Below are 14692 nucleotides of genomic sequence, written 5' to 3'. Positions count from 1 at the left end.
CAATCCTACTACTCCACCACACTCATTTTGATAGGTTTGTAGTAAGGACTTTAGTCCTCATTTAAGCACGCTTGCTGCTGACTACGAACCCTCTTAGTTGGCTTGGGTTTGTACATCATATATGAAAGAGGTACATTAATTTATTTTGCACGACAACTTAATAAACTAACTTCAAACTGACCATCATTAATATAGAGTAAATAATAAACCGCAATGGTTTTTGCGGTGCGATTTGACAGATTTTAGCACCCAGTAATACCCCTGGTACTGAGCCTAGCCATATCGGTAATACCAGACTCCAATCAACTGTTCCCAAGGTGAGGTGTCCAAGCGCGGTAAATAACAATAGAATTGCTGCTTGGGAAATATCTGTACCGACTAATTTCCGTGCATCTAGGCGGAAAAATGCAATCAGCACTAAGGCAAACATTGAACCGGAAGCAACGCTAGTCAGACCGACTATACAGCCTAAAAATGCTCCTATACTTATCGTCTGCAAGCGCCCTAATTTAGTTTTTAAGTCAAATTTGGGCAGTTCAGGTAATTGCAATTTTGGGAAGAAGGTCAACAACAGCATTTGCAGCAACGCCAAAACTGTAACCAACAGAATCGCAATACCCAGCAAGTGAAGCATGATATTGTTCAGGTTATCCTCTCCAGTCTGTCTAATTAGGTGCAATATTCCTACCCCGAACAATGAACCAGGAACACTTCCCAAAGCTAACCATTTCACTACTTCTACATCTAGGGTTTGTTGCTGCCAGTGCTTGATGCTGCCAACGACTTTCATGAGCGTAGCAGCAACAACGTCAGAACTGACTGCTACCGCAGGTGGAACTTGAAAAACGAAAATCAGCATGGGAGTGATAAGGGAAGCGCCACCAATTCCTGTCAAACCAACAACAATGCCAACTAAAAAGCTGAAGAGGGGCAATAATACAAAGTCCATACTCCTGTCCTTTACCGGGGTTTTGCGAATGCGGTTTAGTTTAGTTGAAACTAAAGGATTGGTCGTAACGCTGTTGTGCAGAGCGTTTTGTACAACTTAAACTTTCTACCAACTGCTTTGACATTTCTGAAAATACTAAAACTTGATTGATTTACCGTATTTTAAACTAAAAAAACTCCAAAAGTCTAGGGGTCGTATGGGCTGATACAAAATCTTTGTATAAAGTTACGCTTAGTATTAAAACCAGATTCTTTCTGGAAGCTGCGTAGCAGCTTATATCTACATTTTGAGAGTATACGATCTAGCTATATTGCTGTATTTTAAGAACAAAATCTACATTAGTCCTAGCAGAATACTGTATTTGATATGGCAGAGTCAGAAAAAGTCAATGATGAAAATCAACTCACAGCAATATCGCCGCAAAAGTCAAAGTCGCCTGTAGGGTTTGTGCAAAAACTATTGATTACCCATTGGCCTTCTCTGTTGCTATTGTTCGTGGGTGTATATTTACCACTACAAATTTTTGGACTGTTGGGATTAGAGGTGCAGCAAAATACGAGTGGCTTTCCTTGGGATTTGCCAATTCTGGTAACAATTCACTCTGTAGCACAGCCAAAGTTAGATACATTGGCGGCGATGTTTACAAAACTGGGTTCGTTTAGGACTGTATTACCCATCCTAAGTGCGATCGCACTCATTCTAATACTGCAACGTCGGTGGCGATCGCTCACTTATTTAATTATTACCGCTGCTGGTAGTGCAATTATCAACCACACAGCCAAGGAATTTTGGCACAGAGTCCGTCCGCATCTCTGGGACTCAGTGACACCAGAGTTTACTTATTCATTCCCCAGTGGTCATGCCATGACTAGTATGACATTGATTGCCATTTTGGTAGTTCTGACCTGGGGTAGTGCTTGGTGCTGGTTGGTAGCGATGTTGGGTAGCTTGTATGTATTAGCGATTGGCTGGACACGGCTGTATTTGGGAGTTCATTTTCCCAGTGATATTATTGCAGGTTGGATGGTTGCGATCGCTTGGGCAATTGGCGTGAGTTTGATTATTAGGCCTTATGCAGACTCGACAAGTATTGACAGCGAAAAACCAGTGAGTGAAACGAAATTGCTTCCTGAAGAACAGCAGTTACTGGGTGAAGAATAAACTACACAGTAGGGGCGCAGCATACTGCGCCCCTACATAATGATTGTGAATTATTCACGGGTTCGGCCCGCTATTACCGATATAACTAGGCACTTTTAATTACTGAATCGTTATTCCTGGGGGTATTATTGCATCTTCCAAATCAGCGAAGCGCAAGTTTGCCCCCTCTATCTTTGCAGATGTTAGATTGGTCTTCTCTAAGTCTGCCTTTTGTAGGTTTGCCCCTAGCAGGTTTGTTCCTAACAGGTTTGCTTTCTCTAGGTCTGCATTAAATAGGTTTGCTTTCTCTAGATTTGCTCCTGCTATGTTTGCCTTACCTAAATCTGCTCCCTGCAAGTTTGCTCCTAGCAAGTTTGTTTGCTGTAAGTTTGCCCTCTCTAAGTCTGCATTTTGCAAGTTGGCACCCTCCAAGTTTGCCGCTTGCAAGTTTGTGTCCTTTAGGACTGCTCCACTCAGATTACACCCTACACATTCATTGGTTTCTAATAAGCGTCTAACGTTTGCTGTTACAGACTCTATGGTCGATGCTGTTGGAGATATTACTGGTGCAGATGTGGATTCGCTAGGTACGGATAGGGTTTGTGATTGAGCTAGGGCATTAGGCTGATTAAGTAGAGAAAATCCTACTACAAATACTAGAAATACAGCAGTTAAAATCCAGTGAGTTAATTTTTTGGAATTTGGTTTATTCATCAGTTTCTCCTTAAATCACTATTTGTGGTTAAACCAAGAGCATGTTCCCTGTTCCCTATGTTTCTCCCTATGTTTCTTAAGAATTAAAAAGCATTGCAACACTAGGTAAAAGTCGGTAAGATTCACTCTTCATCAGAATAGAGATTCCCAACCAGATTAAGACAAACGGGAAGACTTTCCGAGCATATCGAGCAAGAACCGGAGCCATCAGAGGATTACTAGTCATGTTATAAGAGAGGAAACACCACAACCCAACAGTCAAATAGCAAACGCACAAAATAACCCCCAAACTGGGAAGATTACTACTAGCAAACAACGGCACGTAGATACCAATATTGTTTCCTCCATTGGCGATGGTGACAGCGGAAACGCGGTAGGTTTGAGGATCGCGTAGAGTTGCCAAGAGTGATTTTTTGTGGTGTCTATGTCTATTAGAAGGAGTGAAATTAACTGACACATTTTGCACTGTTTCTTCCTCATCTTCTCTAGTCATGAGATGACTGATACCAATGATGACAGGAAGGAAACCTAGTAATCCAATCCAGGTAGCTGGAATAACTAGACCACCTAAGAAACCAGGAAGACTAGCAAATACTAGCACAGAAAATCCAACAAATTCACCAAGAATAATATGCTTGGGACGAAAGGTGCGATTAACTTTGCCAAAGAAAGCTGTCAAGTATATGTTGTCGTCGAAGGTAGTTGCAAAAGCGACAGAAATTCCCATAATTAATGTACTAATTAGCCAACTCATGTCCGTTGCTCACAATGAATCAATACTGTTTTTCCTAATCTTTCTCTGTTTCTGAAAAAGGTTTTGTCTAGGGTCAGCCAAAAAATACTGTACTTGAGTCAATATTCAATAGCCATAGTCAATTTTCCAGTGTTGAAATTTTTGGAGGCGATCGCCACCAATCCAATTGATGATTTTTTCTTTTGCAAAAAACTTTGGTCGTGTATGACAATCTTATGGTTTTCAACTAAATAGAAGCAAATCTTATTTTTTTTTAAAACGATAAATAAAAGTGATGAATAATTGAACAATAAAGAAAGAGATAAGTAAGCTGGTTTAAATGATCAGCCCAAAATTCATTCTAGGGCTGACTTTTGTAGAAGGTTTACTCACTCCTACCCAATCTTTAACCCTGATTGGTAGGTGCATTGGTGACGCGAGCATCAATAAATGTTTGGGAAACATTAGGAATGTACCAGTTAACTTCACCAGGTTTAAGGGTTTTTGTTCCAGCTGTGTTGAATTCAATGACTTCTGTATCAGGATTGGTCTTAAAGACGACCTTTGTGCCGTTGGGAACTTTGACAACCACACCACCACCTAATTCTTGGTTTTGTCCATCTGAACCAATAGCTACAGCATTGACATCACTGGGTAAATAAACACCTTTGCAGTCCCAGTTATCTTGAGTCGTCTGACCATTCGCTAAAAAGTATAGTACTGCACCAGAGGAATATTCATCATCATCATCTTCCAGATTCGGTTCTGGACCGTAGATAGCCAGAGTTTTGCCTGTTTCATTGCGGCACTGTCCCCAAACAATACCCGATTCCAAAGCATATTTTTGAAACTCTAACTCATTGATTTTCTGCTCAATTTGTTCAGTTGTATAACCCTCGATTTGCGCTTGTTTTTCTTTGGCTTTTTGTAGTTGGCTTAGTTCTTTTTTTAGTGCGATATAGTCAGGGTTTTTGCTAAATTTCGGAGCGTCAGCAAATGCAGGTGAAGCAAATACGAAATTAGCTAATAAGACTATTATTAGCAAAAGACATTTCAGTCCTTTTATTTTATTTTTCCCCTATAACTAAATAGCAGTTTATGATTGTGTAAATTTATTTGTCAACACTTGAATATGTAATTGTGTTGAAAATTTAACAAAAAATTATGCAGCAATTTTCTCGCTCTTCAATTCATGTCTCACTTTACTATTTCACACTTGATTTGACAACGTTACTTATAAAATTCATTTTGATACATTAACTTATTTCTGACTAATACTGATATGAGCAATGTATATACAAATCCTGTATTCGCTTTTATGCTTCAATCGCAACCTGAACATCACAAACACTACTTGCGAGTAGGGTATTATTTATAACCATAATAACAAGTAGGAAAACTTTGATATTTCGTGTTAATTTTGATATAAATAAATTTGAGCAAAACGATACACTTAGTGGACATTATAAATTATTAATAAAACCTAAAAAATACTTGCAATCAACTTATAGATTATGGAAAATACTTGAAGTAGTATTTACTTTTTAGTGAAAAATAAAATAAGCTATTTGCACATTTAAAAATAGATAGATGAAATTTTATCTATACTATATAAATTTCTAGCGTTGCATACATGCGGGATGAATTTCATTTTGTCATGCTGTAGACGCTTCTGTGATTTCCCTGATCGGCACACTGGCTCGGCTCTATAATCCACAATCTAAAATCCTATGACCGGATTCATCACTGCAATTTCTACAGGGGTGGCGGCCTTTAGTGCCACAAATATAGACGATATCGTGATCTTGACGCTGTTTTTCTCACAAGTAAACGCAACTTTTCGCCATTGGCACATTATTGCAGGGCAATATTTAGGTTTTGCAATTTTGGTGATTGCAAGTTTGCCTGGTTTTTTTGGTGGCTTATTTCTACCGCAGGCCTGGATTGGACTGTCTGGTGTATTACCCATTGCCATAGGCATTAAGTGTTTATTTGATCGGGAAGACAACGAGTTAGATGCTACGGAAACAGAAAAACCACAGTCTCAAACATCGCTGTTTGCAAAGTTTATTAATCTCCAAACCTACAGTGTGGCTGCTATCACTGTTGCTAATGGTATAGACAACATTAGTATTTATGTGCCTTTGTTTGCTAGTACTACCTGGGAGAGCTTGTTAGCAATTCTGGGTGTATTTTTCACACTTGTGGGTGTGTTGTGCTACACAGCATATAAACTAACACATCAACAAGCGATCGCAGAACTTTTGACTCGTTATGGCAACAACTTCATGCCTTTTGTCTTAATAGGATTAGGAGCTTTTATTATCATCAAAAGTGGTACTCTCACTCTACTTAATCTATTTAATGGTGAATTTGCTATCTCCGTATCATTGCTGCTATAGGGAGACGCACCAGACGCGGAGAGTAACAAATGACAAATGACCATTGACTATTGACTAAAGAGGTATGAAATTTGAACATCCTGGAGTTTTCTTTATTAGTTTGGCTGGGATCTTTCAGCGCTGGCTTTGTCGGCGCACTGACAGGGTTAGGGGGAGGAGTCATTATTGTCCCCTTGTTAACTTCTGTATTCGGTGTTGATATTCGCTATGCTGTAGGAGCTTCACTCGTTTCTGTCATCGCTACAAGTGCTGGTGCAGCCTCAACTTATATTAAAAAAGGCTTTGCGAATTTACGCTTGGGAATGTTTTTAGAAGTTGCAACAACTATTGGCGCGATTGCTGGTGCTTTAATTGCAACATTCGTTTCTGTCAAAGCATTAACTATTGTCCTAGCAATTGTCCTGCTTTACTCTGCTTATCTTTCAGGACAACCCAAGCTAGAAAATCCAGAAAACGACACAAGCGATCCCCTCGCTGATTATCTTCAACTCAACAGCACTTACCCTACACCTGAAGGTGTGATATCTTATCAAGTGCATTCAGTGCCAGCTGGATTTATTGTGATGTTATTTGCTGGTGTAATCTCTGGGTTACTGGGAATTGGTTCGGGAGCGTTTAAAGTCTTGGCAATGGATCAAATTATGCGTATTCCGTTCAAAGTTTCGACTACCACAAGCAATTTTATGATTGGTGTTACCGCCGCAGCATCAGCAGGAGTTTATCTCGCCCGTGGTTACATTGATCCAGGGTTATCTATGCCAGTGATGTTGGGAATATTGCCTGGTGCATTTTTAGGGGCAAGAGTTCTAGTTGGTGCGAAAACGCAGATATTAAGAATTGTCTTCAGCTTGGTGTTGGTGTCAATGGCTGTGAAGATGGTTTATCAAAATCTCGCTGGAGGAATGTAAACAATTCAAACTTCAAAATTTCAAAAAAGCAGTGTTGACAAGCAACTTGGCAGACTGCACGCTTTCAATTGCAATTGGAATTGAGTATGTTTAAATTAAATTCTAACCAGTGGTCAACCTTCACACACTCAGAGAGTCAATCTTTTACCTTACCATTGCAGCCACAAAATGCCAATTCTGACATAGATGCATTAGCCAAACCAAGTCTTGAAACTACAGACACAAAGGTTAACCCTGAAAATCAAAAAACGCAGATATTACAAAATTCACAGCTACTCGATATTTTACTGAGTCATCTGCTGAAATATGGTGTTTTGTTTGCCAGTAGTGTGGTGTTGTTTGGTGGCATACTGTATTTGTTACACCACGGGGCTGAACCCGCACAATATCAATTTTTTCACGGAGAACCATCCGAATTTCGTTCTCCCACTGGTGTTGCGGTTGCAGTTTTGTCTGGTAGTCGCCGTGGCATAATTCAACTGGGACTTTTACTGCTGATAGCGACACCAATTTTGCGGGTGGTGGTTTCTCTATTAGTCTTTGTCAAACAACGCAACTGGATTTACGTGACGATTACTACATTAGTATTGACTGCTTTAATTTATAGCCTTGTCGGAGCTTACTACTAGCTTATATTTGCGCGATCGCTCTTGTAACACCTTTTACCTTAGCTAAATAAAATGTATATGTTAATACACTAAAGCCTAGATAAAACATCTGAAGATAACAAAATTCTTGTCTTTGCTAGACTCAAACTCTTGTTTGACTCTAGACTTTTTTTATTTTTCAGATTAAAATACTGTAGACTGATAGAGTTACTGTATTTTATGCTAAATCTTGAGAAAACCAACGAAGAACAGTTATCACAAATAGCCACAGTTAACTTGCCTAAAACTGTTTTGCAAAAAATCAGAGGTGGATTTTTTTTAGTCATTGGATATTTACTTTCACCATTGTGTTGGTGGAACGATCTAGTATTTAACTTACCAATTGCTTATTTTTTCGGATATATTTGTAGTCTTTTCGTCCCTAAATTATTTATGCCTTGTGCCATTATGGGCTATTGGCTATCTAATATTATTGGTATTATCTTGATGCAAGCAGGTGCGATCGATGTTTTCCAAAAACAACCCCAAGAACGCAACTTTAAGAAAGAATTATTAACAGGTTTAGTTTCTTCAACTGTGTATACTTTGCTAATCCTATTATTAATTCAATTTAAAATTATTGATACACCCAATCTTGTCTCTAACAGCTAGCAAATTTCAGATACAGAACCCCGATTTTTAGAGAATTCGGGGTTGTTGTTTTATTTTTCAGACAATTTCAAAAACTCGCTGATATTAAAAAATCTTGGTACATCCCTACCCACAATCAAAGGTAATTTGCCATTCCATTTTTCTATCGCTTGTCTTTCTAATATTTCCGGAGTCAAACTCTGATGTAATAATCTATTGACTTCAGCTTCTCCTTTAGCTAAATTCACTTTAGCCTCTGCTTGTTTCTCTGCCTTGAGTGCAATAAATTCTGCTCGTTTTGCCTCCTGTTCTGCAATTTGTTTTGCCTCTACTGCCTCACTAAATTTGTCTGAAAAATTGACATGAACTAGTGAAATATCATCAACGGCAATATAATAATCATGCAATCTTTTTGTCAGGGCTTCATCTACTCCTAATTTAACTTCTCCTCGCTTAGTGACTACTTCTTCTGCTGTGTACTTTGCGATAACAGCTTTTAAAACTTCTTCTACTGCTGGATTAATGATTTTCTCAATCACTTCTTTTTCAGCACCAATATCTTGAAAAATTAAATTTACTTCTTCTGGTAAAATGTGCCAGTTAAGTGCTACCTCTGTAAAAACATCCTGCAAATCTTTAGAATAAGCTTCCGCTGCTATTTGCTGTTTTTGAACTCTTACACTGATTTTTTTGACCGTATTGACGATTGGTATAATGACATGTATCCCTTCACCTAATACTATTTCTTGTACTTTGCCAAATTTCATTAATACACCACGTTCTCCTGCATTGATAATTACAAAAGGTGTCAAAAGAATTGTAATTAAAAATAAAATGGCAGTGAATTTACCAGCATTATTCATTAGTTTGATTTTTTTCATATTTGTTTAAAAATTTTTATTATATTTATGATAAACACATGGATTTACCGTGTATTATAATACTATACGAAGTTGCCATAGTTAGTCTTGTTTGGAATAGAAGCCAGTCCAGTAGTAACTTCCGAGCAAATAATACGATCAAAAACAACTTCGCATTAATCATTTTTCAACTTTAGTAAGTTTTTTCTGTCAGTAATTTAAGAGGATGTTTGTAAAGTCTAATTTATTACTAGCCCTGGCGACTTCTAGTCGCGGATACACAGGCAAAACCTGCCTGCGCGGGTTAATATATTTATATTTACTTTTTCATTATTCCACGAAGGTGGACTTCCTTACTCTACGAGAAGCCGCTACACGTCGTGCTTTTGTAGTAGCGAATTATATTCGCCCAAAACTTTTCAAACATCCTCTAAATAACTACTAATAATGGTCACGAAAAACAGATAATTATCTTCAAGATAATTGAACTTGCGATCGCACTCTCCTCGAAATCAAAAAACGTGATCGCTTTCCTTATGAATGAGCTGCTGTCTAATCCTGATGTGCGCTCTATCACCAAATCAACCATTCTCGCCATGCCCAGGTTAGCTGTTTTGCCCCTATCTAAAAAGCACTTTTATTCAAATAGCGATCGCTGACTGCCGCACAAGTAAGTTGCAATGCAGCAGTCAGCAATTACAGATACTTAGGGTAATGTGAATGACAATAATTATTTAATAGACATCTCAATGAGGTAGCCTCAAATAAAACTTATATTAAGGCAGTTATTTATTAAGCTTGGAATGGAGAATAGGAGACTCGAACCCCTGACCTCTGCGGTGCGATCGCAGCGCTCTACCAACTGAGCTAATTCCCCGATAGGTTGTTTGTTCCACTAACAACCAACAATTTCCTATGTTAACACTCACCTGCGGTTGGTTGACACTGTTTTTGTAAATACACTTCCTGCACACGTTCTAGTTCTAAATCAGTGAGATAATCTACAGTCCAATTTGCTAGACGCTGGAGCATATGGAAGGGGTAAGTATTTGCTATACCTACAACTTGCATACCAGCGCGTTTTGCTGCTTGGATACCAGCTGGGGTATCTTCAATCGCCAAACACTCACGTGGTTGTAAATTCAACGTTGGATATGCTTGGTTGAGGCGTTCTACTGCTAATAAGTAACCATCAGGTTCTGGTTTACTTGTGGTGATGTCATCGCCAGCGACAATCACAGGAAAGTATTCAGTGAGTTTGGCACGTTCTAGAACGAGTTCAATTTCTTGACGAATTGCACCACTGACTAACGCTAAGTTTAAGTTGCGCGATCGCACTTGAAAGATCAAGTCATCCAAACCCGGATACAAAGGCAATTTTTCGAGTTTTTCTATTTCCAGTGCATATAACTGTGCCTTTTTTGTCAGCAGTTGAGTTAAGTATTGTTCACTCATAATTCTACCGCGACGAGTTAGTAAATCCTGAAAACAGGCGCGATCGCTTCGACCTAGAGAAGCTTGGCGTTCATCGCGGCGTTGAGGTTGGAGATTTTCTTGAATCAAAATCTCATCAATCAGTTGTAGGTGGATGGACTCATCATCAATGATGACGCCATTAAAATCAAATAGAACTGCCTTTAAAGTCATGGCGTTGTATCAAAAGCTGGAGATGGAAAACCCTGTAAATCGTTATTATCCAGTATGCTATCTGGTGAAGTTGGAGTGTAGTGTCGCCCTCGTGTTTGCACAGTTTCTTCTGTTGTGGAAATTGGTCTAACACCACTAGTCACCTGATTTGTCCACCACACATCCTGAGTTTGTACTGCTGCAAATCCTGCTGCACCCATCCATGCATCCACACTACCATTTGCATACTCACGAATATAAGGTTCTTCAAATACATCATTAAGCCATTCTGTTTGACGTAGGGTCTTCTGGTTCCCATCTAAGATTACCACTTGTCCACCAACGCGTAATAAGCGAAATGCTTCACGCAGAATCGCCTCAGAAATTGCTGCTGGTGTCTCATGAAACAACAAACTCGCTGTCACTAAGTCAAAAGAGCTACTTGGTAATTTCGTATTTTCCGCATTTCCATGTCGCCAATGTATATGCAAATTAGCACTTTCGGCTTTATGAGCAGCCCTGACTAACATGTAAGGAGATAAATCTAAACCAATAACTTCGGCGTCAGGAAAAGCCTGCTTGAGCATTAATGTTGTCGAACCTGTACCACAACCTAAGTCTATGATCCGTTGCGGCACAACTTTGATCGCATCAATCAAAGCCTGACGTATCCAAGTTTCGTTCGGTGGTAAAACGTATTGAGTAACAGCATCGTAGCTAACCACCGCACCAGAGTTGAGATATCCGCCTTCTATGCCGTGGAAATTTTGGCTACTATAGTAAGTAGGGATTGTCACATCAGCGCGTCGAAAGCGATCGCTTTCTTTATCCCAATCCACACTCTTAGCATAACGCTGTAACTCTTCTTCATTGATGAAAAGACGTACTACAGGTGATAAAAAGCGCTCCCAGATTGTGTTATTACGAACTGCCATAGGATTTTTGAGATTTGATGAGCTTTTGAAGGTGTATCTATAACATTCATTTTATTTACAAATTTTAATATATTTTTGTCAAAGCAGGTTTCAATCAGATTGACATTTAGATTGTTGCATACTACAAATGTATTACCAAGCAACTACCTGCCAAAGGTAGCGATCTATGATTTCAAAAGTTATGATGAGTTATTTTTGTTACTTATTATCTTTTGTCAACAATTACCAAGCAAATACTAGCGATTAATTTTGAAAAAATATGCCTTACGAAGAGTTAGAAATCTCCACAGCATCCCCAGTTTTATCTTGGGCAAATCATTCCTTGGGTTCAGAAGAAACCAAGATGGCAAAAAATGTGGCTTCACTACCATTTGTATTTAAACACGTGGCATTAATGCCAGATGTTCACTTAGGAAAAGGTGCCTTAGTTGGTTCTGTGATTGCAACCAAAGAAGCAATTATTCCTGCGGCTGTTGGTGTTGATATTGGTTGTTTTGTTGGCGAGACATTAATTCCTTTAGTTGATGGCAAATCATATGAAATTAGAGATTTAGCAGAACAGAATCAGGAATTTATTGTTTATGCCTGCACTCCCACAGGTAGAATTATGGCAGCAACAGCAACTGCTAAATTAACTAGAAAAAATGCATCTTTATTAAAATTAATTTTGGATAATGGCGAAGAAATTATCTCGACTCCAGACCATCAATTTATGTTGCGAGATGGCAGCTATGAAGAAGCACAAAATCTTCATCCTCAAACATCTTTGATGCCATTTTATTCAAAAATTGACAAAGATGGTTATACTCTAATCGCTCAACCCTACTCAGGTAGATGGCAAAAAGCCCATTGGATAATTGCACGTTCTGGTTTACTTGGTAAAATTCCTAAGTTTGATGATCAAAAAACAGTAATTCATCATCGAAATTTTAATGAATCAGATAATCGACCAGAAAATCTGGAATTTATGGGCAACAGAGATCATTCTGCCTACCATCGGAGTATAGTTGAACGCAATCAATACTGGCAATCTCCTGAGTTTGAACAAAAGCGAATTGCTGCACTTGCGAATAAAGCTAAAACTTCTGAAGGATACAAATATTATGCCGACCGAGGAACAGTAAATATCCTTAATTACATGCAGCAGCAACCAGAACATTTTAAACAAGCTGTCGCAGGTAATGGCGTACGTGGTAAACAGTACTTGGTTGCTTATAATCAAAGCGAAAAAGGTAGAAATAAATCAAAAGAAATTGCTAACAGACACTATACTTGTGAAATCTGTGGAGCAGAAGTTAAAACACCAATTGGACTACATAACCATCGTCGTAAAGAACATCAATGTAATCATAAAGTTGTAGCTGTAATTCCCTTAGACTACACCCAAGATGTGTATTGTTTAACTGTACCAGGATATAACAACTTTGCATTACAAGCTGGTGTATTCGTACATAACTGCGGGATGGCTGCTATCAAAACACCCTTTCAAGGAGAACAATTAGAAGGAAAACTCAAGAAAATTCGCCTGGATATTGAAGCCGCAATTCCTACAGGTTTCAACGAGAATAAAGAAGTTGAAAAATCTGTAACTAATTGGCAAAATTGGCGAGAATTTAAAGACTTACATCCAGGAGTACAAAACTTACAAGAAAAAGCAATGCGACAAATGGGTTCTCTCGGTGGCGGAAATCACTTTGTAGAAGTTTGTCTCGATACAGAGAACCAAGTTTGGTTAATGCTGCATTCTGGTTCGCGTAATATTGGCAATATGTTGGCGCAGTCTCACATTAGTACAGCTAAAGAATTAGCAAAAATGGCAGGAAATAAATTACCTGATCCAGATTTAGCTTATTTTGTCGCTAATACACGAGAATTTAAATCCTATTGGCATGATTTACAGTGGGCGCAAGAATATGCACGTTTTAACCGCGATGTGATGATGGTGCGTTTCAAACGCATTATCGAAAAGCATCTAGCGGGTGGGAAGGCGACAAAACCTTTATTAGAGGTAAATTGCCATCATAACTATGCTGAAAAAGAATTACATTTTGGTGAGGAAGTATATGTAACTCGCAAAGGTGCAGTTCGCGCCCAAACAGAAGATTATGGTATTATCCCTGGTTCGATGGGAGCAAAATCTTTTATTGTCAAAGGTAAAGGTTGTGCTAATAGTTTCTGTTCTTGTAGCCACGGTGCTGGACGTTTATTATCAAGAAATAAGGCAAAAAATGTTTATACTCTTGATGATTTAATCGAGCAGACAAAGGGTGTAGAATGTCGCAAAGATACAGGTGTTTTGGATGAAATTCCTGGTGCGTATAAGCCTATCGAACAAGTAATGGCAAACCAAGCAGATTTAGTAGAAGTTGTAGCTACACTCAAACAAGTTGTTTGTGTGAAAGGTTAAATCAGTGAATTGAAAACCCGATTTCTGTGAGAATCGGGTTTTTTATATTTTTAACGCAAAGATTCCCAAAGCACAGTTATGACAATTAAACACAACAGAATAATTCCCAAGGGAAGAAGCAGACGTTGCAGTAAAAACAGAAGTATTGGAACAATATCAAAAATACCCAAACTAGTAGATAAAGTGTAGGCGATCGCAAAACCAAATAAGGTTAATAAAAAGTATTTCAGGAATTTAGACACTAGTCTAAATAAAAGTGTGTACTGATTGGTAGTCATAAATTTTATCCTGCATGGATGAACAAATATTGAGAATTAACTGTCTAAATTGGTAAACTCTAATAAATTCTGTTGTTGTTCCTGTGGTTCGTTTTGTTGATTTTTTTGAGTTAACAGTAGGAATACAATCAATACAGCCAACACAACTAGCCAGAACGAACCAAATGTATGATCTATATTGCGTTCAATACCACATTTTAGGCAGACATATCTATTAGCGTTATGAGCATCTTTCGCAAAAGGACAATTGCTTTGATTGCAATCATGATGGCAATCTTTACCTAACATCGTTGGTCTCCTATAAGCTAAATAATTACTGAGTAGCTATTAAGTTGTGGTAGAAATTTTGGCAACAGGTAACTAAACCACGTCTACTTTGAGAACTGTAGTTTTGTAGGTTGGGTGTAGCGACAGCGAAACCCAACATTATAGTCTGGTTAATGTTGGGTTACACTCCGTTCCACCCAACCTACATAATGTCCTTTTTGAAAAACTCCTCTTT

The 14692-nt window shown here is 38.5% G+C and carries 15 protein-coding genes and 1 tRNA gene; 6 read left to right on the top strand and 10 right to left on the bottom strand.

Annotated elements, in window-relative coordinates:
• Window positions 1-157 precede the first annotated feature (157 nt).
• Window positions 158-949: a sulfite exporter TauE/SafE family protein gene (locus ACE1AT_RS15560; protein ID WP_374869832.1), complete on the bottom strand. Its 792-nt coding sequence runs from the start codon at window positions 947-949 to the stop codon at window positions 158-160.
• 366 nt (window positions 950-1315) lie between these two features.
• Between ACE1AT_RS15560 and ACE1AT_RS15555 the strand changes: the two genes are divergently transcribed.
• Window positions 1316-2110 carry a phosphatase PAP2 family protein gene (locus ACE1AT_RS15555; protein WP_374869830.1) on the top strand — a complete coding sequence of 265 codons (795 nt, stop codon included), beginning with the start codon at window positions 1316-1318 and terminating at the stop codon, window positions 2108-2110.
• Between the two features lie 99 nt (window positions 2111-2209).
• Here the strand turns inward: ACE1AT_RS15555 and ACE1AT_RS15550 are convergent, their stop codons facing one another.
• The 3 genes from ACE1AT_RS15550 to ACE1AT_RS15540 form a co-directional block, all read right to left on the bottom strand.
• Complete coding sequence (locus ACE1AT_RS15550) at window positions 2210-2803, bottom strand: pentapeptide repeat-containing protein (protein WP_374869828.1); 594 nt, start codon at window positions 2801-2803, stop codon at window positions 2210-2212.
• Between the two features lie 76 nt (window positions 2804-2879).
• Window positions 2880-3557, bottom strand: a complete 678-nt coding sequence (locus tag ACE1AT_RS15545) for a cadmium resistance transporter (RefSeq protein WP_374869826.1) — start codon at window positions 3555-3557, stop codon at window positions 2880-2882.
• 385 nt (window positions 3558-3942) lie between these two features.
• Window positions 3943-4581 carry a hypothetical protein gene (locus ACE1AT_RS15540; RefSeq protein ID WP_374869824.1) on the bottom strand — a complete coding sequence of 213 codons (639 nt, stop codon included), beginning with the start codon at window positions 4579-4581 and terminating at the stop codon, window positions 3943-3945.
• A 685-nt stretch (window positions 4582-5266) separates the two neighbouring features.
• Between ACE1AT_RS15540 and ACE1AT_RS15535 the strand changes: the two genes are divergently transcribed.
• From ACE1AT_RS15535 to ACE1AT_RS15520, 4 genes are all read left to right on the top strand, one after another.
• Window positions 5267-5938 (top strand): cadmium resistance transporter, encoded by a 672-nt coding sequence (locus ACE1AT_RS15535; RefSeq protein ID WP_374869822.1) that lies wholly within the window; start codon window positions 5267-5269, stop codon window positions 5936-5938.
• Between the two features lie 71 nt (window positions 5939-6009).
• Window positions 6010-6846 (top strand): sulfite exporter TauE/SafE family protein, encoded by an 837-nt coding sequence (locus ACE1AT_RS15530; RefSeq protein WP_374869820.1) that lies wholly within the window; start codon window positions 6010-6012, stop codon window positions 6844-6846.
• Between the two features lie 86 nt (window positions 6847-6932).
• Entirely contained in the window at window positions 6933-7475 is a 543-nt protein-coding gene (locus tag ACE1AT_RS15525; RefSeq protein ID WP_374869818.1) for a DUF1634 domain-containing protein, read from the top strand.
• Window positions 7476-7673: 198 nt separating this feature from the next.
• On the top strand, window positions 7674-8105 hold the full coding sequence (locus ACE1AT_RS15520; protein ID WP_374869816.1) for a hypothetical protein: 432 nt from the start codon (window positions 7674-7676) through the stop codon (window positions 8103-8105).
• Window positions 8106-8155: 50 nt separating this feature from the next.
• Here ACE1AT_RS15520 and ACE1AT_RS15515 read toward each other — a convergent pair whose 3' ends face one another.
• The 4 genes from ACE1AT_RS15515 to ACE1AT_RS15500 all read right to left on the bottom strand — a co-directional run bounded on the left by ACE1AT_RS15515 (window position 8156) and on the right by ACE1AT_RS15500 (window position 11505).
• Window positions 8156-8965: a prohibitin family protein gene (locus ACE1AT_RS15515; protein WP_374869814.1), complete on the bottom strand. Its 810-nt coding sequence runs from the start codon at window positions 8963-8965 to the stop codon at window positions 8156-8158.
• 783 nt (window positions 8966-9748) lie between these two features.
• Window positions 9749-9821, bottom strand: a tRNA-Ala gene (locus ACE1AT_RS15510).
• Between the two features lie 41 nt (window positions 9822-9862).
• Window positions 9863-10591, bottom strand: coding sequence for an HAD family hydrolase (locus ACE1AT_RS15505; protein ID WP_374869812.1), 729 nt, complete (start codon window positions 10589-10591; stop codon window positions 9863-9865).
• Complete coding sequence (locus tag ACE1AT_RS15500) at window positions 10588-11505, bottom strand: class I SAM-dependent methyltransferase (RefSeq protein ID WP_374869811.1); 918 nt, start codon at window positions 11503-11505, stop codon at window positions 10588-10590. The genes ACE1AT_RS15505 and ACE1AT_RS15500 overlap by 4 nt, the downstream gene beginning before the upstream one ends.
• A 259-nt stretch (window positions 11506-11764) precedes the next feature.
• Between ACE1AT_RS15500 and ACE1AT_RS15495 the strand changes: the two genes are divergently transcribed.
• Window positions 11765-13912, top strand: coding sequence for an RtcB family protein (locus ACE1AT_RS15495; RefSeq protein ID WP_374869809.1), 2148 nt, complete (start codon window positions 11765-11767; stop codon window positions 13910-13912).
• A 50-nt stretch (window positions 13913-13962) separates the two neighbouring features.
• Here the strand turns inward: ACE1AT_RS15495 and ACE1AT_RS15490 are convergent, their stop codons facing one another.
• Complete coding sequence (locus ACE1AT_RS15490; RefSeq protein WP_374869807.1) at window positions 13963-14190, bottom strand: hypothetical protein; 228 nt, start codon at window positions 14188-14190, stop codon at window positions 13963-13965.
• Window positions 14191-14226: 36 nt separating this feature from the next.
• Window positions 14227-14478 (bottom strand): hypothetical protein, encoded by a 252-nt coding sequence (locus tag ACE1AT_RS15485; protein ID WP_374869805.1) that lies wholly within the window; start codon window positions 14476-14478, stop codon window positions 14227-14229.
• Window positions 14479-14692 lie beyond the last annotated feature (214 nt).

The organism is Pelatocladus sp. BLCC-F211 (assembly GCF_041928655.1).
Lineage (GTDB): Bacteria > Cyanobacteriota > Cyanobacteriia > Cyanobacteriales > Nostocaceae > Pelatocladus.
This window is presented reverse-complemented; position numbering and strand designations above follow the sequence as displayed.